General features: G+C 66.1%; 22 protein-coding genes and 1 pseudogene. 12 read left to right on the plus strand and 11 right to left on the minus strand.

Annotation, left to right across the window (positions count from 1 at the left end; all coding sequences use genetic code 11):
• The first annotated feature begins 157 nt into the window (after positions 1 to 157).
• Together QUV25_RS04915 and dprA are read left to right on the plus strand one after the other, a co-directional pair.
• Positions 158 to 1,408, plus strand: coding sequence for a LysM peptidoglycan-binding domain-containing protein (locus tag QUV25_RS04915; protein WP_300861776.1), 1,251 nt, complete (start codon positions 158 to 160; stop codon positions 1,406 to 1,408).
• A 7-nt stretch (positions 1,409 to 1,415) separates the two neighbouring features.
• Positions 1,416 to 2,519, plus strand: coding sequence for a DNA-processing protein DprA (dprA, locus tag QUV25_RS04920; protein ID WP_300861778.1), 1,104 nt, complete (start codon positions 1,416 to 1,418; stop codon positions 2,517 to 2,519).
• A gap of 88 nt (positions 2,520 to 2,607) precedes the next feature.
• On the opposite strand, the gene QUV25_RS04925 is transcribed toward dprA, so the two are convergent.
• The 5 genes from QUV25_RS04925 to QUV25_RS04945 form a co-directional block, all read right to left on the minus strand.
• On the minus strand, positions 2,608 to 5,049 hold the full coding sequence (locus QUV25_RS04925; protein ID WP_300861779.1) for a DUF1631 family protein: 2,442 nt from the start codon (positions 5,047 to 5,049) through the stop codon (positions 2,608 to 2,610).
• Positions 5,050 to 5,125: 76 nt separating this feature from the next.
• Positions 5,126 to 6,079 carry a protein translocase subunit SecF gene (gene secF, locus QUV25_RS04930; protein ID WP_300861780.1) on the minus strand — a complete coding sequence of 318 codons (954 nt, stop codon included), beginning with the start codon at positions 6,077 to 6,079 and terminating at the stop codon, positions 5,126 to 5,128.
• A 27-nt stretch (positions 6,080 to 6,106) separates the two neighbouring features.
• On the minus strand, positions 6,107 to 7,987 hold the full coding sequence (gene secD / locus QUV25_RS04935; protein WP_300861782.1) for a protein translocase subunit SecD: 1,881 nt from the start codon (positions 7,985 to 7,987) through the stop codon (positions 6,107 to 6,109).
• A 112-nt stretch (positions 7,988 to 8,099) separates the two neighbouring features.
• Positions 8,100 to 8,420, minus strand: a complete 321-nt coding sequence (gene yajC, locus QUV25_RS04940) for a preprotein translocase subunit YajC (protein ID WP_291011324.1) — start codon at positions 8,418 to 8,420, stop codon at positions 8,100 to 8,102.
• Positions 8,421 to 8,619: 199 nt separating this feature from the next.
• Positions 8,620 to 12,204, minus strand: a complete 3,585-nt coding sequence (locus QUV25_RS04945) for an indolepyruvate ferredoxin oxidoreductase family protein (RefSeq protein ID WP_300861784.1) — start codon at positions 12,202 to 12,204, stop codon at positions 8,620 to 8,622.
• A gap of 174 nt (positions 12,205 to 12,378) precedes the next feature.
• On the opposite strand from QUV25_RS04945, the gene QUV25_RS04950 reads away from it, so the two are divergent.
• The 7 genes from QUV25_RS04950 (at position 12,379) to QUV25_RS04980 (ending at position 18,485) form a co-directional block, all read left to right on the plus strand.
• The gene (locus QUV25_RS04950; RefSeq protein WP_300861787.1) at positions 12,379 to 12,888 is read left to right on the plus strand and encodes an Lrp/AsnC family transcriptional regulator; all 510 of its coding nucleotides are present in this window, start codon (positions 12,379 to 12,381) and stop codon (positions 12,886 to 12,888) included.
• 200 nt (positions 12,889 to 13,088) lie between these two features.
• Complete coding sequence (locus QUV25_RS04955) at positions 13,089 to 13,670, plus strand: hypothetical protein (protein WP_300861790.1); 582 nt, start codon at positions 13,089 to 13,091, stop codon at positions 13,668 to 13,670.
• A 139-nt stretch (positions 13,671 to 13,809) separates the two neighbouring features.
• Positions 13,810 to 14,442, plus strand: a complete 633-nt coding sequence (locus QUV25_RS04960; RefSeq protein WP_300861792.1) for a hypothetical protein — start codon at positions 13,810 to 13,812, stop codon at positions 14,440 to 14,442.
• Positions 14,439 to 14,894 (plus strand): hypothetical protein, encoded by a 456-nt coding sequence (locus QUV25_RS04965; protein ID WP_300861795.1) that lies wholly within the window; start codon positions 14,439 to 14,441, stop codon positions 14,892 to 14,894. The genes QUV25_RS04960 and QUV25_RS04965 overlap by 4 nt, the downstream gene beginning before the upstream one ends.
• A gap of 2 nt (positions 14,895 to 14,896) precedes the next feature.
• A complete protein-coding gene (locus QUV25_RS04970) occupies positions 14,897 to 15,694 on the plus strand; it encodes a hypothetical protein (protein WP_300861796.1) in 798 nt (265 codons plus the stop codon).
• Complete coding sequence (locus QUV25_RS04975; RefSeq protein ID WP_300861799.1) at positions 15,691 to 17,673, plus strand: SdrD B-like domain-containing protein; 1,983 nt, start codon at positions 15,691 to 15,693, stop codon at positions 17,671 to 17,673. The genes QUV25_RS04970 and QUV25_RS04975 overlap by 4 nt, the downstream gene beginning before the upstream one ends.
• 335 nt (positions 17,674 to 18,008) lie before the next feature.
• A complete protein-coding gene (locus QUV25_RS04980) occupies positions 18,009 to 18,485 on the plus strand; it encodes a hypothetical protein (protein ID WP_300861801.1) in 477 nt (158 codons plus the stop codon).
• 20 nt (positions 18,486 to 18,505) lie between these two features.
• Here the strand turns inward: QUV25_RS04980 and QUV25_RS04985 are convergent, their stop codons facing one another.
• The 3 genes from QUV25_RS04985 to QUV25_RS04995 all read right to left on the minus strand — a co-directional run bounded on the left by QUV25_RS04985 (position 18,506) and on the right by QUV25_RS04995 (position 21,389).
• Entirely contained in the window at positions 18,506 to 19,168 is a 663-nt protein-coding gene (locus tag QUV25_RS04985; RefSeq protein ID WP_300861803.1) for a DUF6064 family protein, read from the minus strand.
• An 81-nt stretch (positions 19,169 to 19,249) separates the two neighbouring features.
• Complete coding sequence (locus QUV25_RS04990) at positions 19,250 to 20,203, minus strand: aldo/keto reductase (protein ID WP_300861805.1); 954 nt, start codon at positions 20,201 to 20,203, stop codon at positions 19,250 to 19,252.
• A gap of 76 nt (positions 20,204 to 20,279) precedes the next feature.
• Positions 20,280 to 21,389 carry a PQQ-dependent sugar dehydrogenase gene (locus QUV25_RS04995; RefSeq protein WP_300861807.1) on the minus strand — a complete coding sequence of 370 codons (1,110 nt, stop codon included), beginning with the start codon at positions 21,387 to 21,389 and terminating at the stop codon, positions 20,280 to 20,282.
• Positions 21,390 to 21,398: 9 nt separating this feature from the next.
• Here QUV25_RS04995 and QUV25_RS05000 point away from each other — a divergent pair, with 9 nt between their 5' ends.
• Positions 21,399 to 21,872 carry a hypothetical protein gene (locus QUV25_RS05000; RefSeq protein WP_300861809.1) on the plus strand — a complete coding sequence of 158 codons (474 nt, stop codon included), beginning with the start codon at positions 21,399 to 21,401 and terminating at the stop codon, positions 21,870 to 21,872.
• A 37-nt stretch (positions 21,873 to 21,909) separates the two neighbouring features.
• Positions 21,910 to 22,254 (plus strand): annotated as a pseudogene (locus QUV25_RS05005) (transcriptional regulator).
• Between the two features lie 2 nt (positions 22,255 to 22,256).
• Here the strand turns inward: QUV25_RS05005 and QUV25_RS05010 are convergent.
• Entirely contained in the window at positions 22,257 to 22,673 is a 417-nt protein-coding gene (locus QUV25_RS05010; protein ID WP_300861811.1) for a hypothetical protein, read from the minus strand.
• Between the two features lie 56 nt (positions 22,674 to 22,729).
• Positions 22,730 to 24,007, minus strand: a complete 1,278-nt coding sequence (locus QUV25_RS05015) for an MltA domain-containing protein (protein ID WP_300861812.1) — start codon at positions 24,005 to 24,007, stop codon at positions 22,730 to 22,732.
• On the opposite strand from QUV25_RS05015, the gene QUV25_RS05020 reads away from it, so the two are divergent.
• Entirely contained in the window at positions 23,940 to 24,089 is a 150-nt protein-coding gene (locus QUV25_RS05020) for a hypothetical protein (protein ID WP_300861814.1), read from the plus strand. The two genes, QUV25_RS05015 and QUV25_RS05020, sit on opposite strands and share 68 nt — an antisense overlap.
• Before the next feature lie 12 nt (positions 24,090 to 24,101).
• Here the strand turns inward: QUV25_RS05020 and QUV25_RS05025 are convergent, their stop codons facing one another.
• Positions 24,102 to 24,734, minus strand: a complete 633-nt coding sequence (locus QUV25_RS05025) for a response regulator (protein WP_300861815.1) — start codon at positions 24,732 to 24,734, stop codon at positions 24,102 to 24,104.
• Positions 24,735 to 24,764: the final 30 nt, after the last annotated feature.

Genomic DNA, 24,764 nt, shown 5'->3' on the forward strand with positions numbered 1-24,764 from the left:
GCTGCGTGGCTACGCTCATCCATAAACATTGCCTAATCAAAGGCTTGGGCGCAGAATCAAATGCGCTTTGTCAAGACCAAAATGCGGCTGCTTCTTCGCTGTCAGGCCCCGTGCCGGCGCAACGTCTGAGCGGCCGCGCATGCCCCAGGGCCCACACATGCCATTCCAGACCGTCCCGCCCGCCAACCGCTCCCAAACGCCCCGCCTGCAACCGCTGTTTGGCGTCAGTGCCCTGGTGGCAGCCCTGCTGGCCAGCAGCGCCTGGGCCCAGAGCGTGCCCAACTTCCCCATCACCCCCGGCCAGCGCGCCACGGCGAACCAGGTGGCCGAAGCCGGGGTGCCCTTGTCCGAGCTGGCCCCCGACGCGCCCGACAGCTACACCGTCAAGCGTGGCGACACGCTGTGGGCCATCTCACGCATCTTCCTCAAGAGCCCGTGGCGCTGGCCCGAGCTGTGGGGCATGAACCTGCAGGACATCCGCAACCCGCACCTGATTTTCCCCAACCAGGTGCTGTACCTGGTCAAGGCCAACGGCCGCGCCACCCTGTCCACCCGCCGCCCTGGTGGCGGCGTGGAGACGGTCAAGGTCTCGCCGCGCATCCGCTCGGAAGGACTGAGCGATTCGGCCGTGCCGCCCATCTCGCTGCAGGCCATCGAGGCCTTCCTGACCGAGTCGCTGATCGTCGATGAGAGTGCGCTGGCCCGCGCACCGCGCATCGTCGCCACCCCCGAGACGCGGGTGCTGTTGAGCCGCGGCGACCGTGCCTACGCCCGCGGCGCGTACAGCAGCGGCGAGCCTGGTGAGCCGCTGAGCCTGGACGAAGGCAAGCCGCGCGACTTCCGCGTCTTCCGCAATGCCACCCCGCTCAAGGACCCGACCACCGGTCAGATCCTCGGTTACGAAGCCCAGTACGTGGGCAAGGCCCAACTGGAACGCGGTGAAATGTCGCGCCAGATGGCCAGTGCCGACGGCAAGGTGCAGACCGAGCTGATTCCGGCCACCATCGACATCGTGGCGGCCAAGGAAGAAATGCGCGTGGGCGACCGCATGCTGCCAGATCCGGAGCGCCTGCTCTCCAACTACGTGCCCAGTGCGCCCAACGGTGTGCAGACTGGCCAGATCGTTTCAGTCGGTCAGGGCAATGCGGTGACCTATGCAGCCCAGAACCAGGTGGTGGTGATCAACCGCGGCAAGGCCGACGGCATCGAGCGCGGACATGTGCTGGCGCTGCTGCGCGAAACCAGCACACTGACCGACAGGACCGATGCAGCCCGTCCCACGCTGCGCCTACCGGGCGAACGCAACGGCCTGATGATGGTGTTCCAGACCTTCGACCGCCTGTCTTACGCCCTGGTGCTGGATATCCGCGACGGCGTCAAGGTCGGCGACCGATTCACCAACCCGTGATCGCGTCGTGACGCCAGACGAGCTGGGCGCCTGGCTGCGTCTGCTCTCTACCCCTGGCGTCGGACCGGAGACCGCCCGCAAGCTGCTCGCCGCCTTCGGGCCACCCGAGGCGGTGTTGGCTCAAAGCCCAGCCGCACTGCGCGCGGTGGTCGGCCCCAAACTGCAGCTGGCATTGGGCGTCCCGCCGGAAGGCCTGGCCGAAACTGTCGCGGCTACATCATCCTGGCTGGCCGGTGGCACTGATCGCCACGTTCTGGCCTTGGGCGACTCGCGCTTTCCACCCGAGCTGCTTCAGATGGCCGACCCGCCATTGCTGCTCTACGTCACCGGCCAGATCGAGACCCTGAGCCATCCCCGGCGTCTGGCCGTGGTGGGCAGCCGCAACCCGACACCTCAGGGCGAACAAAATGCCCGGCAGTTTGCACGCGCACTCGCCGAAGCTGACGTGTGCGTCGTCTCTGGTCTGGCCCTGGGTGTGGATGGCGCAGCACACGAAGGAGCATTGGCCGGCGGAGCGCCCACCATCGCGATCGTCGGCACCGGCCTGGATCGCGTCTACCCCAAACGCCACCTGGAGCTGGCGCACCGCATCGCGGCTCAGGGCGCCATCGTCAGCGAATACCCGCTGGGCACGCCACCGTTGCCCGCGAACTTCCCGCAACGCAACCGCCTCATCGCCGGACTGTCGCAAGGCACGCTGGTGGTGGAAGCCGCGGTGCAGTCGGGCTCGCTGATCACCGCGCGACTGGCCGCAGAACAGGGACGCGACGTGTTCGCCATTCCGGGATCGATCCACGCGCCGCAGTCGCGAGGCTGCCATGCGCTCATTCGCCAGGGCGCCAAGCTGGTGGAATCTGCGCAGGACATCCTGGAGGATTTGCGCTTCACCTCACCCAGCGCTTCGGCGGCCGACGCCCCAAACGATCCTGCGCCGACTGACCCCGAAGGCCTGCTGTCCGTGATGGGCTTCGACCCGGTGAGCCTTGACGCCCTGCAAGCCCGCACCGGTCTGGACACAGCGCACCTGCAGGCGCGACTGCTGGAGCTGGAGCTGGAAGGATGCGTGGGGCGTCTGCCGGGCGGTCTGCTGCAGCGCCTGGGCCAAGGCTGATGCCAAGGCGACGTTGAGAAGGCGAGACGTCGCGAGCAGCTCAAATTCGAACTGAGGCATGGCGCCGCACACCTGGCGCGGGTGTGGATCAGTTCAACAAGCGCTCGGGATTGGCATCGAGCTTGGCCAGGGCCTCGCGGGTGGCACGAACGGTCAGCGCTTCCTCTTCACTCGGCACCAGCAACCCGGCCTGCAGATAGGCCGCAACCCGCGCAGCCTGGATCAGGAAGCAGCGCCCGCCATTGGTAACAAACATGTAGAGCTGCCCACGCTCGCTGCGCCAGGCCAGCTGCACGCTGTTGAACTTACCGTTGTGGTCCAGCCCGAACCAAGACCCGATCTGCAACTCCGCCGCCCAAGCCCTCATGGCCTCGCTGGGCTTGCTGCCACCCTGATTGACTACCTCGATGTTGCTGGCGTCAACGCCGGTGATCATCTCGATGCTTTCGTTGTCCAGATCCAGATCACCCACGCCGCCTTCGGGCAGGTAATCTTCCAGATGAGTCAGGCGCTGCGACAGGCGGTCCAGACTTTCCTGAGGGATGGATTCGGTGCGCGACATGAACGCATCGGCCAGGATGTCGCTCACCGATTTGATGTGCTGGTCTTGCAGCCCAGCTGTGTAGCCGAGCAGGCTCATGCCATGGCGCAGGCGCTGCAACAAGTTGGGCAGTTGCTGGATCACGCGCGCGCGATCGGTGCGGCTGGGCTTGGCACTGGCGGCCCACAGCAAATCGGTCGCCACCTTTTTGAGCGAGCTTGTCTCTTCGTGCTGCAAGCCATGCTTGACGCTGGCCACCGCCAGCACCTCGACCCAGACCTTGAACAGAAAATCGCGAACCTCGTCGCGCACCGGTACGTCGTCGAGCAGCTTGCGCAACTCGATGGTGTACTGCACCGACAGCGTTTCCTTTTGCTCAACTTGCTGCGCCACGCTGACAAAGCGGCTCGCGCTGCCCTGCTCGCTGAGGTAGGTGGACAGAAACTTCTGGAACTCGTCGTACACCAGCTGGAACACGCGGCGGCCGGTCTCGGGGTACTGCTCAATCACCTGCACCACGCGCTTGATCTCGGCTTCCAGCGCGGCAGACCCTACGTTGGATTCGAAGCCGAGCACGCACGAGCCCATGCGGTCGATCAGGCGGCGAGCGGGATGCTGCAGCGCACTGAAAAACTCGGGCTCTGCGAGTGCCACGCGCAACACCGGGATCTGCAGTCGGGCAAACCAGACACGCACGCTGGGCGGGATGCGCTCTTCAGCCAGGATGGCCTGGAACATCAGCGCGACCACCTCGATGGTGGCCTTTTCGGTGGGCGTGGAGGCCGCCTGCTTGAGTTCGGTCGTGCGCTGACGCAACTCGGTCGCAGCCTGCTCGACGTGGACAGAGCCCATGACGACACCGCCGCCATGCAGGCCCCCGCCACTGGTGCGGGCACCGGCTTGGTCCAAAGCCGACGGCATCGCACGGGCCATGGCCTGCTGCAGCGGTGCAGAAGGCGGCGCCATCAGTTGCGTGGCCTCGAAGTCACCACCCACTTTGTCCATCAGCAAGCGTTTGAGCCGACCCACCACCCCTTGCGCCCGCATGCGCGCACGTGCCAGCGGCGTGGAGCTGGTCAGGAGCCGGGTTTCGTCGTGCACGCCCATCACCGAAGAGGCTGGTGCGCCGCGTCCCCGAGCGGCATCCTCCGCACCACCACCCGCCGATCCCGACTGGCCCGTTCCCGACCAGCCTGCAGCTGGGCCACCACTGGAACCAGCTTGCGAACCGCCAGCTGGACCACCATGACCGCCACCGCCACCGCCACCACCACCGGCGTCACCACCACCATCGGTGCCGCCCCCCCCTGCACCAGGGCCACCGGCGCTTCGAGCGCCTGGCGTGCGCTTGACCAGCGCTTGCAAATCAATTTCCTTCAGGACGCCACTGGAAATCAGGAATTCGTTGGCCGCCTTGTAGGCCTCCAGCATCTTGGCGCCGAGCACTGGCGCCATGCTGTCCTGCACCAGCTGCCAGGCCTCGCGCGTCATGCCGGTCTCCAGCCACTGGTCGACGAGCACACGGGCCGTCACATCGGGCAGCAACACGTCGCCGCGCGGCAGCTCCTGGCGCTTTTCCAGGTGTTGAATGCGCAGCCGCAATTCGTTGAGTTCGGTGGACGAGGTGTCCAGCACCCGCATCGCCAGCCGCGACGCCATGATCTGGTCGTCGATGGCACCTTCGGCCACCAGCTCCAGGCCACCGCCCGTGCTCGTCGGCGTGCCCCCAGAGCGGGAAAAGCCGGGCAGCAAAGTTCGCTGCATGGCTTTTCGGCTCTGATTCAGCCAGGCTGTCTGGTGTTTCTGGAATCCGGTCCAGGCATCGCGCCGGATCTGCATCTCTCGCGCCGGTCCGGCCTGGTCGAGTACAGCCGTCAGGCGCTTGTCGCAGGCCTTGGCCAACTCTGGAAGCATGCGCCCCACCTGAACCACAAAGAGTTCACGGGCCTGTTTGGCCAGGGAAGAGACATGCTGATCGGGAGAGGACACGATGTTTTCAGTATGACACGAATGCGAAATAGTTCACGGACGGCACTCCCGCTTCGGCCACCCGAATCCGTCAGCACTACACGACAGCACCCGCATTGGGATCGTCCGGGTCGCCCTCTTGTTTCGGCCCGCTCTTGACCAGATCTTCGCGTTTGATACCCAGCCACATCGCGATGGCTGCAGCCACAAACACCGAGGAGTAAATACCGAACAGGATGCCAATCGTCAGCGCCAGTGCAAAGTAATGCAGGGTAGGGCCGCCGAACAACAACATCGACAGCACCATGATCTCGGTGGAACCGTGCGTGATGATGGTACGGCTGATGGTCGCGGTGATGGCGTTGTCAATGATCTGCACCGTCGTCTTTTTCCGGTGGCGGCGGAAACTCTCACGGATGCGATCAAAAATCACCACAGATTCATTGACCGAATAGCCCAACACCGCCAGCACCGCAGCCAGCACCGCCAGCGAAAATTCCCATTGGAAGAAAGCGAAGAAGCCCAGAATGATGACCACGTCGTGAAGGTTGGCGATGATGGCTGCAACCGCATACTTCCATTCGAAACGAAACGCCAAGTAGATCATGATGCCCACGATCACCATCGCCAGCGCTTTGAGGCCGTCCTCCACCAGCTCCTGCCCCACCTGAGGGCCCACAAACTCCGAGCGGCGCAACTCCACCGCCGGGTTTTGCGCCTTGAGCGCTGCCAGCACGGTTTCGCTTTGCTGGCCTGAGCTCTTGCCTTCCTGCACTGGCAGGCGCAGCAACACATCGCGTGATGTGCCGAAGTTCTGAACCGGCACCTCGGCATAACCGAGTGACTCGACCACCTGCCGCACCGCGGCGAGATCGGCTGGCTGCTCGTAGGCCACCTCCATCACCGTCCCGCCGGTGAACTCCACCGACAAGTTCAGCCCTCGCGTGACGAGGAAAAACACCGCGGCGATGAATGTCAGGGTCGAAATCGCGTTGAGCAGCAATGCGTGCCGCATGAACGGGATGTCTTTGCGGATGCGAAAAAATTCCATGGCGTGTCCTTAGGGCGAGGCGACGATTCAGTCGGCCTTGGTGGCGGGCACCGGGCCGTCCGGGCGCCACACGGTGCCAATGGACACCGTCTTGAGTTTCTTCTGACGGCCATACCAGAAGTTCACCAGGCCGCGCGAGAAGAAGACGCTGGAGAACATGCTGGTGAGGATGCCGATGCAGTGCACCACGGCGAAGCCGCGCACCGGGCCAGAGCCAAACAGCAGCAGCGCCACACCGGCGATCAGCGTGGTGACGTTGGAGTCCAGGATCGTGCCCCAGGCCTGGTCGTAGCCAGCGTTGATCGCCACCTGGGGCGATGAACCGCGGCGCAACTCTTCACGCACCCGCTCGTTGATCAGCACATTGGAGTCGATCGCCATGCCCAGCGCCAGCGCCATGGCCGCGATGCCGGGTAGGGTCAGCGTGGCCTGCAGCATGGACAGCACCGCCACCAGCAGCACCAGGTTGAAGCCCAGCGACAGGCTGGAGACCACCCCGAACAGCATGTAGTACACGCACATGAACAGCACGATCACGGCAAAGCCCCAGATCACGCTGTTGAAGCCCTTGGCGATATTTTCCGCACCCAGGCTAGGTCCGATGGTGCGCTCTTCGATGATCTCCATCGGCGCGGCCAGCGAGCCGGCACGCAGCAGCAGCGCGGTGTCGCTGGCATCCACCGTGGTCATGGCGCCCGAGATCTGAACCCGACCACCCCCGATTTCGGTGCGGATCACCGGCGCAGTGACCACCTCGCCGCGGCCCTTCTCAAACAGGATGATGGCCATGCGCTTGCCCACGTTGTCGCGCGTGACATCGCGGAAAATGCGCGCGCCCTTCGCGTCGAGCGTGAGGTGCACCGCTGGCTGCTGGGTGTCGTCGAAGCCGGCCTGGGCATCCGTCAGGTTCTCGCCCGTGAGCAATACCTCGCGCTTGACGATCACCGCCTGGCCGGTGCGCTCCAGGTAGCGCTCGGAACCAAATGGCACAGGCCCATTGCCGCGCTCGGCCGACAGGCCTTCAGAGCTTTCGTCCACCAGCCGGACCTCCAGCGTGGCGGTGCGCCCCAGGATGTCTTTCGCTTTGGCTGTGTCCTGCACACCAGGCAACTGCACCACGATGCGGTCGGCGCCCTGCTGCTGAATCACCGGCTCGGCCACCCCGAGTTCGTTGATGCGGTTGCTCAGCGTGGTCATGTTCTGTTTGAGCGCCTGGTCCTGCACCAGCCGGGCTGCTTCTGGACGCAAGGTGGCGATCAGGCGGTAGTCGGTGCCCTCGACTGTTTCCCTGACTTCGAGATCGGCAAACTGGTCTTGGATCAAGGCGCGCGCTGCGTCTGCGGTCTGGCTGTCACGGGCGCGGATTTCGATGGTCTGGCCGCTGCGGCTGATGCCGCTGTGGCGCACACTGCGTTCACGCAAGGCGGTGCGCAGATCGCCAGTGAGCACGTCGGTGCGGCGCTGCAGAGCAGCTTGCATGTCGACTTGCAGCATGAAGTGCACACCACCACGTAAGTCCAGACCCAGGTACATGGGCGAGGCGCGCAGCGCGGCGAGCCAGGCCGGCGTGCGGGGCAGCAGGTTGAGCGCCACCACGTGCTCGGGGTTGGTGGCGTCGGGGTTGAGGCTGCGCTCCAGGGCGTCGCGCGCCTTGATCTGGTCGTCCGTGGTGTCGAAACGGGCCTTGACCGAGTTGTCGTCCAGTTGAATCAAAGAGGGCTTGAGCGATGCGGCCGCCAGCGCCTGCTCGACCCGGTTGACGGTAGTGGCATCAATGCGCACCGCTGAGCGGGCTGCCGACACCTGCACCGCCGGCGACTCACCAAACAGATTGGGCAAGGCGTACAGCCCGCCAATCACCAGCGCGACCGAAATGATCAGGTACTTCCAGAGGGGATAACGGTTCATGGTCAGACGCCAGTGTGCAGGGGAGTTGTTCAGAACGCTGCGGAACCGGCTCTGCCGGGCCGCCAGCGTTGTCCCCTGGGGGGTGACGCGCCGCAGGCGCGGCGCGGGGGGGTCACTTCACCGTGCCTTTGGGCAGCACCTGCGTGACAGCCGAGCGCTGCATCTGCACTTCCACGCCCGACGCCAGCTCGACGCCGACGTAGGCTTCACCGATCTTGGAGATCTTGCCGAGGAAACCCCCAGCGGTAACCACCTCGTCGCCCTTGGCCAGGGCCTCGACCATGGCCTTGTGCTCCTTCTGGCGTTTCATCTGGGGCCGGATCATCACGAAGTACAGCACCACAAACATCAGCACCAGAGGCAGCAGCCCCATGATGGTGGACTGGGTGTCGCCACCAGTGGCGGCTTGGGCATAAGCGGAAGAAATGAACACGGGAATTCTCCAACGGGGACAGTTGCGACGGCGCCCGGCCTGGGGACAGCGCGGAATCCGGCCGCCCGGAAGGTGCCGGGAACAACCGGCGATTGTAAGCCGCGCCCCTGCCTGGGTCCATGGAAAAGGGGTTCACGCCGCGGCACCTGCGCGGCGCGCAGTTGACACCAGCCCTCACGGGCAGGGTACTGCGAGCCGGTCAGGCCGCGCGAACGTCCGCTATTTCGCCAGCCGCCCAGCGCGCTTGCAAGTCCGCCCAGCGACTGCGCGCCGCCGCCAGATTGCGCTCTTTCACATGGCCAAAACCCTTGATCTGCTCGGGCACACGGGCGATATCGACCGCCAGCGTGAGGTTGCCCGCGTCCAGATCGGGCAGCAGCCCTTCGATTGCGCTGCGGTACTCGCCGATCAGCGCGCGCTCGGTGCGCCGCTCTTCGGTGCGACCGAACACGTCCAGCGCGGTGCCACGAAGACCTTTGAACCTGGCCAGCCAGCGAAAAGCCGTGAACATGAACGGACCATATTTCTGTTTGATCAGCTCGCCCTTTTCATTCTTCTTGGCCAACAAGGGAGGCGCCAGGTGCACGCGCAGCTTGAAATCTCCTTCGAACTGCGCGGCAATGCGGTCGTGGAACGAGCGGTCGCTGTGCAGCCGGGCCACTTCGTATTCGTCCTTGTAGGCCATGAGCTTGAACAGGCTGCGCGCCACCGCCATCGTGAGATCTGATTTGCCCAGCGGCGCTTCTGCCTTGCGCACCCGCTCGACAAACGCCTGGTACTCCGCCGCGTAGGCTTTGTTCTGGTAGGTGGTGAGGAACTCCACCCGCCGAGCCATCACGGTGGCCACGCTCTCGCGCGGCTTGAACTGGATCACTTGCGCGCCGCCGTCGGCCAGCAGCGTGGCGAACACCTGCGGGGCGTGCGCGGCGCGGCGGCCCCATTCGAACGCCGCCTTGTTGTTGTCCACCTGCACGTTGTTGAGCTCGATTGCGCGCATCAGCGCGGTGTGGCCCAGCGGCACCCAGCCGCGCTGCCAGGCGTAGCCCAGCATCATGGGGTTGGTGTAGATGCTGTCGCCCATGAGCCGATTGGCCGCCGCCTCTGCATCGAACACGCCCACGGCCTCGCTGCCCAGCTGCCCGGTGAGCGCGTCGACGCAAGCCTGCGACGGGTTTTGCCAGTCGGCGTTGGTCACGAAGGCCGCCGTCGGCGTGGCGCTGCTGTTGAGAGCCACATGGCTGCGACCGGTGCGAAGCCGCGCCCAGGTTTCCTTGTGGGCGGCCACCAGGGGGTCACAGCCGATAACCAGATCGGCCGCCGCCGCCGCCACGCGCGTGGTGCGAATCTGCTCCTGGTGCGCCGCAATCAGCACATGGCTCCAGGTGGCGCCGCCTTTTTGCGCCAGACCCGCCGCATCCTGCGTGACGATGCCCTTGCCTTCGATGTGTGCGGCCATGCCCAGCAGCTGGCCAATGGTGATGACGCCGGTGCCGCCCACGCCGGCCACAATCACGCCCCAGGCTTCGGCGTCGAGCGTCGGCAATACAGGTTCGGGCAAGGCGCCGCCGGTCCATTCGGCGCGGGTCTGGCCCTTTTTCTTTTTGCGCAGCTGACCACCGTCGACGGTGACAAAGCTGGGGCAAAAGCCCTTGACGCAGGAAAAGTCCTTGTTGCAGGTGCTCTGGTTGATGGTGCGCTTGCGACCGAATTCGGTTTCCAGCGGCTCGACCGAAAGGCAGTTGCTCTGCACGCCGCAGTCGCCACAGCCCTCGCACACCAGCTCGTTGATCACCACGCGCTCGGTGGGCTCCACCAGCGTGCCGCGCTTGCGGCGGCGGCGCTTTTCGGTGGCGCAGGTCTGGTCGTAAATGATGACGGTGGTACCTGCGATCTCGCGGAACTCCCGCTGCACCGCGTCCAGCGTGTCGCGGTGCTGGATGGCGATACCGGCCGGCAAACCACTCACGCCAGCGTACTTCTCTGGCTCGTCGGTCACTATTGAGATCTTGGCCACCCCCTCGGCACGCATGCTCTGTGCAATCTGCACCACGCTGTGGCCTTCGGGCCGCTCACCCACCTGCTGGCCACCTGTCATGGCGACCGCATCGTTGTAAAGAATCTTGTAGGTGATGTTGACCCCGGCGGCGATGCTCTGGCGGATCGCCAGGATGCCGCTGTGGAAGTAGGTGCCGTCGCCGAGGTTGGCGAACATGTGCCGGTCGTGGCTGAACGGCTGCTGCCCCACCCAGGGCACGCCTTCGCCGCCCATCTGGGTGAAGCCCTCGGTGGCACGGTCCATCCAGATCGTCATGAAATGGCACCCGATACCGGCCATGGCGCGCGAGCCCTCGGGCACCTTGGTGCTGGTGTTGTGCGGGCATCCCGAGCAAAACCAGGGCTGGCGCTCGGCACCGGGAACACCCTGGGTGAGCAGCGTCTGCATGGCCTGCTCCTGCGCCGTCAGGATCGCCAGTTGCGCGTCGATCCGCGCCTGCACGTCTTCGGGCACCCCCAGCTTGCGCAGGCGCTTGGCGATGGCGCGGGCGATGATGGCCGGGCTCAGATCGGCGTTGGCGCGCAGCAGCGTGTGAGCGCTGGGGTTGGGCATGCTCCATTCGCCGCCACTGAAGTCACCTTCCACTTCGTCAAACTTGCCCAGCACGTTGGGACGCACATCGCCGCGCCAGTTGTACAGCTCTTCCTTGACTTGGTATTCGATGACCTGGCGCTTTTCTTCCACCACCAGAATCTCGCGCAGGCCGGTGGCAAATTCGCGCGTGGTCTGTGCTTCCAGCGGCCACACCACATTGACCTTGTGCAACCGCAGGCCGATGCGCTGGCAGGTGGTGTCGTCCAGACCCAGATCGAGCAGGGCCTGGCGCGTGTCGTTGTAGGCCTTGCCGCTGGCGATCACGCCAAAGCGGTCGTTGGGCCCGGCAATCACGTTGTGGTTGAGCCTGTTGGCGCGGATGTAAGCCAGCGCGGCGTACCACTTGAAGTCAAACAGGCGCGCTTCCTGGTCAAGCGCGTGGTCGGGCCAGCGAATGTGCACGCCTCCAGGCGGCATGTCGAACTCGGGAATGACAATATTCACGCGCTCAGGATCGATCACTGCAGTGGCGCTCGATTCCACGATTTCCTGGATGGTCTTCATGCCGGCCCAGACACCGCTGAAGCGGCTCATGGCAATGGCGTGAATGCCGAGGTCGAGGATGTCCTGCACCGTGGACGGGAAAAACACCGGCAGGCCGCAGGCCTTGAAGATGTGGTCACTCTGATGGGCTGCGGTGGAACTCTTGGCCACGTGGTCGTCGCCCGCCACAGCGATCACGCCGCCCCAGGGCGTGGTGCCGGCCATGTTGGCGTGTTTGAAAACATCCGAGCAGCGATCCACGCCAGGACCCTTGCCGTACCAGATGCCGAACACGCCGTCGAACTTGTTGCTGCCCTGGGGGGCAAACCCCAGCTGCTGCGTGCCCCAGAGCGCGGTGGCCGCCAGCTCTTCGTTCACACCCGGCTGGAACACGATGTTCTGCTGCTTGAGGTATGGGGCGGCTTTTTGCAGTGCCTGGTCGTAGCCACCCAGCGGCGAGCCGCGGTAACCGCTGATGAAACCCGCCGTGTTCTTGCCCTGCAGGGCATCGCGCTGACGCTGCAGCATGGGCAGCTTGACCAGCGCCTGCACCCCGCTCATGAAGGCGCGCCCGACATCGAGCGAGTACTTGTCATCCAGCGTCACCGTTTCGAGGGCTTTGCGGATGTGTTCGGGCAGCGGCGCGTTCATGCAGGTCTCCTGACGAGTGGGACCGCCTTGTGGGCGGTGGCTGGATGCCAAAACCGGCCAGGTCGGCTGGTTTCAGTGTGCCGCACAGTGTATGACCCGCCGCTTGACAGGTGTTTGCTTTTCGTGCGCCTTACAGGCCTCCAAAAGCACGATTCTTTCTAGAATATGGGCACTATGGAAACGTTAGACAAGTTTGACTTGGCCATCCTGAACGAATTGCAGCAGGACGGCCGCCTCACCAATGCCGAGCTGGCGAGCCGGGTCGGTCTCTCGGCCGCACCGTGCTGGCGCCGGGTGCGCGCGCTGGAGGCCGCCGGCTTCATCCGCGGCTACCGGGCCGAGCTGGACCGGGAAAAAATCGGTCTGGGTGTGCTGGCCTTTGTGCGGCTGGATGCCGAGCGAAACAGCGGCGACATCACCCGCTCGCTGGAGGCCGCCATCCGCGACATCCCCGAAGTCGTGGCCTGCCACTACATCAGCGGCTCGGGCACCTTTGAGCTGCAGGTGGTTTGCCCCGACCTCAACCACTTCAGCCGCTTCGCGCGCGAGGTGTTGCTCAACCTGCCCAACGTGAAGGACTTGCACACCAGTTTTTCGCTGGGCGAGGTCAAGGCGGCCAGCGCCTTGCCACTGACGCATCTGAATACCAAAGGGGTAGCCACGGCAAACAGGGGTCGAACTTGAGGGTGCCTGGCCACCGCTCGTCCCCAAAATTCGACCGTCGACGCAGTTAAGTCGCGTAAGTGTTTGAATTCGTGACGTTTTTCCGGCGTTTGGCTTGTGATCAAAGAGTGGGTTCCGTACCATTCGGCCATCGCAGCCCCCGGCGCCCGCTGTTCAAAAAGTGTTACAGCGCCGCTCACCCTCTCCCGGAAGGAAACCCCATGAAAAAGCACCTGTTCGTCAAGTCCGCCCTGGCCCTCGCCCTGGCCGCCCCGCTGCTGGCCTCGGCAGAGTCTCAACTCACTGTCGGCGCCGGCTCGGCCGCCGCCAACCTCGATTTCCGCGTGATCATCCCGCGCGTGCTGTTCCTGGCCGTGGGCACCGGCGCCGCCGGGCTGGCCGACAACGCCACTGTCGACACCGTGACCTTTGACTACACCACCAACCCAGCCGCCGTCGGTACCACCGCCGCGGCAGGCGCCATCACGGGCAACGTGGTGCCAGTGCGTGTGCTGGGCAACAACGGCGTGATCGCCCTGGCCAGCACCAACACCGGCGACCTGGCGAACGGCGCTGGTGACACCATCCCCTGGAGCGAAATCACCGCGGTCTCTTCAGATGCTGCCAACTTCGACAGCCCGGCTCCGTCTGGCGCCTCGGTCAACCTGGGCCTGAGCTCGGGCACCCGGATCACCAGCCGCACCGCCAACTGGACCTTCAGCTACGCCAACACCGCAGTGGTGGCACCCGGCACCTACGGCACGACCAACGGCCGCGTGACCTACACCGCGACCATGCCCTGAGCACGTGACACCCGGTGGTGGCGCGGCGCCAGCCGCGCCACTACCCCAGCCGAAGCAGGGCCTGCGCGCAGGAGTCCTCCTTCGTGCTTTGGTGGCCCCTCCGGTCCGTCGGTACCGTGCCTGAAGGACAATGATTCCCGTGCCTGCTCTCGCTACCTCTCCGCTGCCTCGCCCCCTTTGCACCACGCTGCTCGCGCTCGTGGCTTTGCTGGGTGCCGACGCGGCGAACGCGTGGTCACTCAGCATCGGCGCCGCCTCGCGCCGCGTGTTCCTGCACGTGGGCAATGGCACGGCGAATGCCAACAACGGCACCATCAACCGCGTCGAGGTCAACCTGACGGGCGCCCAGCTCATCAGCGGCGCACCACAGGCCATGAGCACCAACAGCACACAGTCGCAGAGCCTGTTTGACGGCTTCACCACCTGCGCCAACCCGGCCTCGCAAATCCTGATCGGTGCGTCTTACCGCCGCAGCAACGCGGGCAATGGGCCGGCCAGTGCCACCTTGAGCGTGACTTCCCCGGCCAGCCTGACCACCACCGGCGGTGACAGCATTCCTTTCAGTCAGATCAGCTGGACGGTGTCCGCGCCGGGCAGCAACGCCCCCAACGTCATCCCCGCAGGCACCTTCAACGGCGGCCAACAGACACTGGCCAGCGTGCCCGCCAACACCTACATCGAAAACTGCCACCGCTTCACCTACGCCAACAGCACCGTGCCAGCGGCCGGCACTTACAACGGCCGGGTGACCTACACCATGACCAGCCCATGAAGCGCGCCATCGCCTGTGCGCTGACAGGCGCGTTGTTGTGGGCTGGCCACGCCACCGCCAGCCCGTTTCGCCTCGACGATTCCCAAAGCCACACCGTACCGCCCACGGTGCAAATGGAGTGGCGCGCGATCGCACCGGGTCAGCCCGATACCGGCATGGAAGCCTGGGTGCGGGTGAACGTGCGCATCGCCACCCGCGAATGGGTGGGCCGCAGTGGGCGCATCTACATGGTGCTGCCGCGCGATCAATCCTCGACCATCGAGGTCAGCTGGACAACCCAGGGCCGACTGCTGCCAGGTCGCCTCGTGTCCGGTGAGCGAGCCCTGGTGCATGCAGGCCTCATCGCCAGCGACACCCTGGAAGACCAGTTGCTGGTGCGACTTCGTTCGGCCGCCGACTGGAACGGCCCGAGCAGGCGGCTGAACGTGCACTTCGAACTCGACACCGACTGACCATGCGCCGACTGCTCACCTCCTCCCTGCTCGGCCTGGCCACGATGCTGTCTGCGCTGCCGGCCGCCGCGCAAGGCTTTGCCGCCTACATTTCGCCGCCGCGCTTCGAACTTCAACCGGTGCCGGGGGAAACCTTGCGCCAGGTGGTGGAGATCCAGCACGTGGGGCGTGAGCAAGGCAACTACCGCGTCTACACCAACGACTGGGTGTTCAACGCCGACAACTCCGTCACTTTCAGCGACGCCCTGGCCCCCGACAGCTGCCGACCCTGGGTGGCGATCGAAAGGCGCGAGCTGACCATCGAACCCGGCGCGCGCTACCGCTACCGCTTCGAGATCACGCCGCCCGCCGGCACGGCACCCCGCGAATGCCGCTTTGCGCTCATGGTTGAAGGCCTGGAGACAGCCAAGGTCGAGGGCCAGCTCAACTTCCCCGTGGGCGGGCGCATCGGCGTCATCGTCTACGCCGCCATCGGTGGCGCCGCGCCACAACTGGAAATCGTCACCACCCGCATGGCCGCGGTCAACGGCCAGCCCACGGCCCTGATCGACGTGCGCAACACCGGCAACGCCCATGGCCGGGTCGAAGGCTTCGTGAATGGCACCGATGCCAGCGGCCAGCGCTTTGAACTGGCACCCGCTGACCTGCCCATCCTGCCCGGCGAAACGCGTGCGCTCAGTCTGGCTCCGGTGGTGCAAGATGGGCGCCCCGTGCCCACGATCCGCTTCCCGCTGCAGGTCGAGGGTGCGCTGGAGTGGGGCACCAACCGCTTGCCGCTGAACACGCGCTTCGCGCCATGAAGGTCCAGCGAGGCCGCTGGCGCCTGGCGCTTGGCCTGTGCGCCGCGCTGGCGCCGAGCGCCGTGGCGCTGGCCCAGACCGCCGCCCCGGCGCCAGCCACACCCTACGTCGACCGCGAAATCGAGGGCCTGGCGCCCGAGACCCGCCCCATTGAGACCGCTCCCTACGACACCGAGGGCTTGCCGCGCTTTTTTCGGGTGGAGACGCGGCTCGGTACCCAGCCGTTTGACAACGAGGCCAGCGCCCGACTGGGCTTTGCTGCGTTTGCCCTGGTGGAAACACCCAACCACGGCACGCTGTCGCTGGACGGCAGCGTCAGCCCGAAGGAAGAGCGCGGCAGCCTCACACTGCGCCAGCGAGGCCTGCCCTGGGATGGTGGCTGGCTGGCCAACCACGAGCTGGGCGTGATCAACACGCCAACGCCGGACATTGCCCGCCTGCCCTCGCGCGTGTTCGTGCCGTCTTCACTGATTCAAGGCGTGGGCGCCGAGTGGAACAACGCCGGGCGCGGCCTGCAACTGCAAGCCGCCACCGGTAAACCCGGGCGCCTGGAGGGCCTGCCCACCAGCGCCTTCAGAAGCCTGAACGGGCGACGCAGCACCTTGGGCGGCCAGTGGCGGCTGGGCGCCAGCGGCGACACCGAAACAAATAGCACCGAGCGCCTGGGCTGGACCGCCGCCCTGCGCGCAGAGAGTGCGCGCGACGTCTCGCTGTTCGACAATCCGCTCACCTCGGCGGACCTCGAAGACGCCGACGCGGCCCAGCTCATGCTGCGCTACGAAGCCCCCGGCCTGCGCGTCCAGGGCCAGACCGTGCACAACGAATCATCCAGGGTCAGCGGCGGGCGCAACGGCTACTGGGTCGATGGCGAATGGGACGAAGGCCCGCGCCGACACGGCCTGGGTCTGTTCCGGCTAGAGCCCGAGCTGGCCTGGGCTGGCCAGCCGCTGCCCAGCGACCTGAGCGGTGCCTACGCGCGCACCGCCTGGCGCACCCGCCAGTGGTCGGCCGAGGCCTCGCTCGACTGGTTGCGCTCGATCTCCGGGCGCGCAGCCAACGGCAGCTATGCCACCGCCAGCGCACGTTGGCGCCTGGCACGCAACAGCAGCCTGGGCACCGGCTTTTCGCTGCGCAGATTCGACGGCGAAGCCTGGGACGCCTACGGCGACTGGCGCTTTGCCAGCGGATGGGGCCCCAGCGGCTTGCGGCTGGAATTCGGGGGCGGCCAGAGTGTGGCCAGCCGGCAGGAGCTCATTTACGACCAGGACTGGACCGTGCCTCAGGGGTTTTCGCTCAACACCAGCCTCGGCGTGGGCCGACTCGGCCGCGACCCGGTGAGCGGCGAAGCACCCCAAAACCTGTGGAGCGCAGCCCTCAGCCTGAGCGCGCCCGTGGGCGACAGCACCCTGCTGCGCGGCAGCCTCAACACCGAGCAGGGCAGCGCTAACAGCCGCCGCTGGGGCCTGAACCTCGGGGCCAACTGGCGCATCAACACGCGCTGGAGCCTGGAGGCCAACCTCAACCGCTCCAAAGGCAAAAGCCTGGTGGCCACCTCGCTCGACCCGCTGGCCACACCGCTGCCCACGGTCAACAGCACCAGCGACCGCTCGTTTTACGTTGTGCTGCGCTATGAGCTCCAGGCAGGCAGCCGCAACGCGCCGCTGGGCGGCAACGCGCTGGACGGCGGTGGGCGCATCGAAGGCGTGGTGTATTTCGATACCAACAAAAGCGGCACCCAGGAGGCCAGCGAGACCGGCGTGCCCGGCATCACCGTGTTCCTGGACAACCGCTATGGCGTACGCACCGACGCCCAGGGTCGCTTCGAATTCCCCTTCGTGGCCAGCGGCCCGCGCACAGTGAGCGTGCGCAACGAGACCTTGCCGCTGCCTTGGAGCGTGGTGGACGAAGGCCAGGCCCGGGTCGACGTCCGGCTGCGCGAGACAACGCGCCTGAGCCTGCCGGTGCAACGGACGGATTGAAAAGGCCCCCACGCTCCGCCGCTGCGCGGGTCGCTGCCCCCCGAGGGAGCTGATCGGGCTTGGGGCGGCCCGGCGCCGGATCGCTGATGCCCCTACACCTCTCCGCTGCGCGTGTCGCACCGTGCAGGACGCGTCACGGGCAGAGGCCCTCTGCGCCTCGTCCCGCCTTGGGCGGGCAAGGTGGGAACCGCGAACCGTTTCCCACCCGCTTCTCCGCCGCCCTGACCGCTGTCCCGGCACTTGGGAGACAGGGCCAGTGGCTTTGGCGCGGTTGATGAGGTCGGTCGCGACGGCAAAGACCTCAAGTTCGCGAGAAATGCTCCGATTCACTGGGCATGTCCCGACAATCACACCCCTTCAAATCCAGCTTGCTCACACTGGCTGTGTGTCTGTCCACGCCGCTGGCGCTGGCCGAAAGCGGCTTCGCGCCGCCGAGCGGCAAGGCCAGCGCGGCGCTAGACTTCCGAATCATCATCCCGCCGGTGATGCGGGTGCTGGAGAACAGCCACCCGAGTGAGCTGATGCCCGATGCCGCCGGCGCGCTCAGCGGCCAGCAGCGGCTGGTGGTGGTGTCCAACATGAAGCGCGGTTTTTGCGTCAGTCTGCGCATGGCCGAGCCACAGCGAGCCGGCTGGCGCCTGGAACAGGCGGGCGCCGCCAGTGGGGTGAACCTGCAGCCGGTGCAGGATGGCTACCGCCTGTGTGCCTCGAAGCCAGGCCGCTACACCCTGCAACTGCAGCACGAGTTTGTGGCAAATCCGCTGTTGTCGGCTCAGCGCTGGCCGGTGCAGACAGACCTGAGCACACTCTGAGTCCACCCTGAGTCACCTGCTCAGCCGTGGTCGGGCGGTCGTCTGGCCGCGGCCAGGCATGCCAATGCAGCGAGCACCGCGACCGCTACACCCTGCGCCTCGCCCAGCGTCCAAAGGGTGAGGCTGGAGGCAGCGCACCACAGCAGGGGCAGTCCCCACAGCACGCGTTGCCAGACCCGCGCGTACCGATGGCGGCTTCCGTCCACCAGCAACAGCAGCGCCAGCGTGGCCAGGGCGGTCGGATCCGGCGCCAGGGTCAGCCACTCGGCCTGCAGCCCCGGTCGGCCAAAGACCACCGCCAGCGACGGGTGCGCAACCAAGGCCCACGCGGCGATCAGCAGGCCTGCGACGCGGCGAACGCCATGACCGGTCACCCAGCGCAGACCCGGCGCAAATGCGAACCCCATCAGGCCCAGCCCCTGTGCCACAAACAGTCCCGCAAACGCCGGGGCCGCGGTGGAGATGGGCGCGAAACGCTGCCAGAAAAACGCCCAGGCGACCCAGAGCCAGCCGATGGCCAGCAAGCCGACCACGGCGCGCACCGACCTGATCGCGCCGCGGCCTGTCCCTCTTGCAGTGCGCCACGACACCGCCAGGGCCCCGGTCGCCAGCGCCAGCGGCAAGGCCCAGGCCTCCCGGTTCAGCGATTCGAACAGCCGCCAGTAAATGGTCGGCGAGAACATCAGCAGGTCCGAAGGCCGGTAACTCCACCACTCATCCATGCGCAACGCAGCCCCGGGAGCGGGTTCGGCGAGGTGGCCGCATCACAGCGCCGCGACCTCGCGCGCCATGCGCGCGCGCAGCGCGGTGTCTGGCATGGGGCCGCCGCCTGCCGCCAGGTTTTGCCGCACATGGGCGACCTGCGTGGTGGCGGGAATGGCGCAGGTCACATCCGGGTGGCTCACGACAAACTTCAGCGCCGCCTGCGCCCAATGTTCACAGCCGATCTCACGTGCCCAGCCCGGCAGCGGATAACGCGCCAGTTGCTGCGGCAGAACGCCCTGGCGAAACGGCCGGTTCACGATCACCGCGATGCCGCGGTCGCGCGCCAATGGCAGAAGGCGCTGCTCAACCTCACGGTCCACCAGGTTGTAGGTGAGCTGCACAAAATCCAGCGGCTGGCTGCGCATGATCTGCGCCATGTCGGCGTGGCGCCGACCGTGGCTGGTGGAAATGCCCACGTACCGCAGCCGACCCGCCGCCTTCATCTCGAACAGGCGCGGCAGATGCGCCTCCCAACTGAGCAGGTTGTGCACCTGCAGCAGATCAAAGCGCTGCACGCCCCAGCGCTGGCGGGAAGTCTCCATCTGCGCCGTGCCGCGCGCCAGGTCGCCGTCCCACACCTTGTCGGCCGACCAAACGGTCTTGGGCCGGCCCAGCTGCGTCATGGCATGACCGATAGTGGCTTGAGCCGAGCCGTACATGGGCGAAGAATCAATCATGCGGCCACCGCTGGCCAAAAATGCTCGAATCACCTCGGTGGACATCGCGAGTCCCGCGGCGTCCTGCCCCACGTTGAAGGTGATCCAGCTGCCCAGCCCGACCACGGGAATGGCTTCGCCGCTGGAGGGAATTTGGCGCGTGAGCGGCGCGACGGCTTGGGCATGCAGGGGCAGAGAGCCTGCCGCAGCGCCAGCGGCCAGCGCCGCCATGCGGCCCAGGCTGGCGCGGCGCGTCACCGGCTGACCTTCAGAAAATCGAGCAACGGTCTGTGTCATCCATACCTCTCCAGCCTACGGGTAGACCGGTTCGAAGGCTGCGCGATGGCCAAGTTCCCCTCGGGCGGTACCGACCTCAGGGCGTCACCGGCTCCACGCGCAGCACGCGACCGGTGGGGCTGTCGGTCAGCAGATAGACGGCGCCGTCCGGGCCGGTGCGCACATCGCGGATGCGTTCGCCGAGTTCCCCGAACAACAGCTCCTGTGGACCCGGTACCCCGTTGGCCAGCGGCACCCGGCGCACGCTGCGCTCCTTCAGCGCCGCCACCAGCAGGCTGCCCCGCCATTGCGGGAACTGCACAGCGTCGTACCAGGCCATGCCCGCGGGGGCGATCGAAGGTGTCCAGTCCACCAGCGGCGGCGTGAGGCCGGGCAGGCTTCTGAACGGCGTGATGCGCGCAAAGGTGTAGTCGATTCCGCCGGTGACCAACGGCCAGCCGTAATTGGCGCCGGGCGCGATGCGGTTGAGCTCGTCACCGCCACGCGCGCCATGTTCGTGGGCGTACAACACACCATCCACCACCACCAAGGCCTGCGGGTTGCGATGGCCGATGCTGAAGATTTCGGGCCGGGCGCCTGCCTGGTTGACGAACGGGTTGTCGCGCGGCACCTGGCCGTCGGCGGTGATGCGCAGCAGCTTGCCCAGGTGCGTGTTCAGGCGCTGCGCGTCGGTGCGATCCAGGTTGCCGTCACCCATTCCCACCACCAACGTGCCGTCGGGCAGCCAGGCCATGCGGCCACCGAAATGCTGGCTGTCGGCCTTGGCGGGCTGGGTGGTCAGCAGCGGCGTGACATCGAGCAACTCCTTTCCGTCGAACCGGGCCCGCACCACACGCAGGTGGTTGGTCTCGGACGTGCCGTGGGCAAAAGACAGCAGCACCTGGCCGTTGGCCGCGAAGTCCGGGTGCACGATCACATCAAACAGGCCAGCCTGGCCGGTGGCCAGCACCGGGGGCACGCCGGCCACCGGCTCGGCGCGTAGCTGCAGCTGGCCGTCTCTGCCCGGCTCGATCAGCCGCAACCGGCCCACACGCTCCGTCACCAGCAGGCGTCCGCCAGGCAAGAAGGCGAGCGACCAGGGATGGTCGAGCCCGCTGGCCACCGTCACCACCCGGTAGCTGGCGGCGTGTGCCGACGCCATCGCCACACAAACGCTGAAAACCCAGAACAAGAAATAACGCATCATTGGAAAAGTATGCAACACCCGCTCCCCGCCCCCACGCCACGCCACCACTGGACCCGACACCTCAGCGCGCTGCTGCTGGCCTGGGTGCTGGCTGCCGCCTGGGGCTCGGTGGTGCAGACGCAGTTCAACCTGCAGGCCCTGGTGAGCCTGGGCCTGACCATGCCGGCTGGCCTGCGCGCCGAGACGACCTGGCAGGACTTGATCGGCTTTGGCCCGGTCTACAGCGGCATCCTCGCGGCCGGCTGGCTACCAGCGCTGGGTGTGGCGGCCTTCCTGGCGCGACGCTGGCCCGCCTGGCGAAGCTCGCTGTTCGCAGCCGCCGCCGGCCTGGGCATGATGGCCGCCGTGCGTGCCGTGGACGCGGTGGCCCCGATGCCAGCGTTCATCGACGCCACGCGGGGCTTGCCGGGACTGCTGGCGATGGCGGTGGGGGCGGTGCTGGCGGGCTGGGTGTATGCCGGGCTGACGCGAATGAAACCATGATTTCGGGCGCTGTGGCTACTGACTTCCAAGAAGATTCATGACGAAAATTCAACCCGCGCACACCGAAGCCACGCGCAGGACCATCTCGAAAAAAAGATTCAAGACTGATGGCGGCTGACCCGGTTCTGGGTACACCTGAGGGGGACCGCCTGGGCGTGCTTGTGACGCTGGTGCAAGATTGCGTGGCCCGGCATCATCCCATGGAGCAGCAAGGCCTCACGATCGAAGACCTGGAGCCCATGGTCGGCCGCAGAAACCGCGTCTGCAAAATGCTAGTGGCGAACGCCGCCTCACACTGAAGATGATCCGCCGCCTGCACAAAGGTCTGGGCATCCCGGCTAAGGTGCTGATTGGATGGGATGAGGGTGCGTTGACGGCTTGATGTCACTCTGCCTCACCTTTGCTCCGAGCATCGAGCTGTTGGTACTTCGCCGTCAGGATTCGCATTCGCGCTATCACCGCTTCGTAGTTCTCTCGATCAAACGTGAGAGTTGGTGACTCTTGTGGGTTCTGAAAACCAGAAAACTCGCTGAAAGTCACGATTCCATCATGCTTCTCAACGCGAGCCCACGTCGCTCCGCATCCGGCAAAACCACAGTCGCAAACACCTACAACTCGATGGATTTTTTGAGAGCTGACACTCTCATCCTCTAAGCCAAGATCGTCCGCAAACTCCCAGTAAGAAAGCTCGCCAAAGGTGCAACCCGGCACGCTGTAAATGTACTGTCCATCAATCAACAATCTGAATCCGCGAAAGCCAAATTCGTCTGGATCCAGTGGTTCGAAGTCGAGTGTGTTCATAAGGCAAATTTCAAGCATTTGGTCTGCGAAACAAGCAGTTTTTGACCCAACCCCGTTCAAGGCACCCGCGGCCACAACACCCACATCTGCAGCGGCTGCTTGAGCGCGGCGGCCGTGGTGTACGCCTCGTCGGTCCAGCTGCCCCAGCCGGTGAACAGGTCGGCGCGCACCGCGCCGACGATGGCGCCACCCGTGTCCTGCGCCATCACCAGCCGCTGGATGTCTAGCGTGGGACCCTGCGTGGCGAGCCAGACCGGCGTGCCATAAGGAATGCTGCGCGGATCGACGGCGATCGAGCGGCCGGGCGTCAGCGGCACACCCTGAGCCCCGCGCGGACCGAAGCGGGCGTCGAAGTCGCTCAGGGCTTCTTCGCGGAAAAACACGGTGCGCGGATTGCTCCACAACATGTCGTTCAAACGCTTGGGGTTTTGCGCGGCCCAGGCCTTGATCGCATCCCACGACGCTTCGCGGATGGCGCGCTGATCCAGCAGCCAGCGGCCCACGCTCTGGTAGGGGTGGCCGTTGTGGGCCGCGAAGGCCACGCGCACCTGCCGCTGGCGCCCGTCGGCCTCGGTGATATTGAGTCGGCCCGAGCCCTGGATCTGCAGAATGAGCGCGTCGATCGGATCGGCCAGCCACGCGATCTCGAGCCCTTTGAGCGCGGCCTGGGCAGTGGCATCGGCATCGATCTGCTGCCGGCTGAACCAGGGCTGGCCGCTGCGCAGGCTGGCTGGCGGCGCGTACAGCGGGGTGCGGTGGGTGGCGCTGGGCTGGCGCCGGGCGTCCATGATGGGCTCGTAGTAGCCGGTCAGCAGGCCAGTCGGCGGTGTGCCATCGGGCTCGGTGACCCGGTAGGGCTGGAAGCGGCGCATCACCCAAGCTTGCTGCTCGGCGTCGGTGGCGATGCTGAGCTGGCGCACCTCGGCGCACAGCGCCGCCTGCGCTGGCGCGGGGCGTTCGCAGCCGCGCACCCAGGCGTTCCACACCGCGTGCAGTCCATCGGCGCCCCAGCCAGGCAGCTCGGCCCAGCGCACTGGCACCCAGCGACTGCCCGCGCGCTGGATCGAGGGTGGCAGGGGAGCGGTGTCGGTGGGGGCAGCATGTGGCGGCAAGTCCGGGGGTGGGGCAGGGGCTTGCACCACATCGGTGGCGCAGCCGACCAGGCTTCCTACAATCAGCGCGCTGGCGGCCAATCCCCTGAGGCGGGCGGTCGCCCTTGAGGCCACGCCCTTTCCGAACCACCCCAACTCGCTCTCCCTACTCGTCATGACCTTGTTGTTGCTCGAAGCGCTGGGTGCCTTGCTGTTGCTGGTGTTCATTGTCTGGTGGACCATGTTTTCGGGTCGCAAAAAAGGCGAGTTACCCGACGAGGCCGAGCAGGAAAAGCGCGAGGGCGGCGCGAAGCGCAAAGACTGAGCGCCCCGGTGCTCACGACGGCTGGCGCAAGGCATTGGCCAGCTCGACCGCTGACTTCACACCCATCTTGTCGAACACGCGCGAGCGGTGAACCTCGACCGTGCGCACGCTGATGTTGAGCTGGTCGGCAACCAGCTTGTTGGGCAGCCCTTCGACCACCAGCGCCATCACGTCGCGCTCGCGATCGGTCAGGCTCTCCAGGCGTTGCTGCACGCTGCGCAGCTGGCTGCGCTGCGCAATCACCTGAGTTGATTGAGCAAGCGCCTGCTCGACCCGGTCAACCAGCAGGTTGTCGGAAAACGGTTTTTCGCAGAAATCAAAAGCACCGCGCTTGACCGCATCCACCGCGGTCGGCACGTCGGCATGTCCGCTCAGAAAGATCACCGGCATCGCGGCCTGCCAAGGAAGGCCGAGCAACTGCTCGAACAGCGCCAGACCACTCATGCCAGGCATGCGCACATCCAGCAGCACACAGCAAGGCAGTTGAGGCTCGGAGCGCCAGCTCATGACCTCGGCCAGGAAAGCGTCGGCGCTTTCATAGGGCTCGCTCAGCAGGCGGCGCGTGCGCAGCAGCCACCCCAGCGCGTCGCGCACGCTGGCATCGTCATCCACAAGGTAGATTTTGGCGTCAGGGTGCTGCGTCATGGGCGAATGATAGGGCGGCATGAACCCCGC

Origin of the sequence: Hydrogenophaga sp. (assembly GCF_030373245.1) — a bacterium.
Lineage (GTDB): Bacteria > Pseudomonadota > Gammaproteobacteria > Burkholderiales > Burkholderiaceae_C > Hydrogenophaga.